General features: G+C 59.0%; 1 protein-coding gene. It reads left to right on the top strand.

All coding sequences use genetic code 11. The annotated features are described in order from the left end of the window. Window positions 1–30: 30 nt before the first annotated feature. The coding region (locus ACXJKH_RS21755) for a DUF6538 domain-containing protein (protein WP_457322493.1) at window positions 31–687 on the top strand (657 nt) is incomplete at its 3' end.

The following is a 687-nucleotide window of genomic DNA, read 5'->3' as shown; positions in this document are numbered from 1 at the left end:
TCCCATAGGTATCGTTTGAGGTATCGCTCCATGCCAAAGCCGCTTCTTCTTGCGCGCCCATCAGGGCTCTACGCCCGCTTCCTTGTTCCTCTTGACCTTCGATCCCGCTTGGGTTGTCGCTTCATCGTCCGTGCGCTGGGTTTGCCCTCCGGTGATCGCGCACGACTGGCGGCGGCGTGCATGAGCGTGGCACTCTCCGATACGTTCAGCGCGATGCGTGCAGGAAGACTCGTGGACAAGAAGGAACTGAATGAACTGCTCCGTAAAGCCGCCTTGGGGCAGCTGCGTGAGCTCACCTTGGAGAACATCTCGCTTCCTAACGGAGAGCGAATTGGGCGCGCCCAAGTTGATACACCCCATGATGCGGCGCTGCTCGCCAGCCTCTTGGGATTGTCTGCTCCATCGTCAAATGAAACGGAGCCAGCGGATCAAGCAGCGGGATCAGGGTGGCGTAACGAGGTCATCAAGGGCCAGGTGAGTCAGGCGGTAGCCTCTTCAAAAAGCGGACCAACGCTGTCTCAAGCCATCGACCAGCATTTAGATGATCTGCGACGTGCCAAGCGCGATTCCAAGACCATCATTGAAAGCCGCCAGACGCTTCGCATCCTGCTCGGACTCGTTGGGGATCTGCCAGCGGCTGGGCTGACTGTTGATCATGTCAGGGCGCTATTGGACGGCGTGCAGCAC

The sequence above is a fragment of the Stenotrophomonas sp. P5_B8 genome (assembly GCF_054049855.1).
This window is presented reverse-complemented; position numbering and strand designations above follow the sequence as displayed.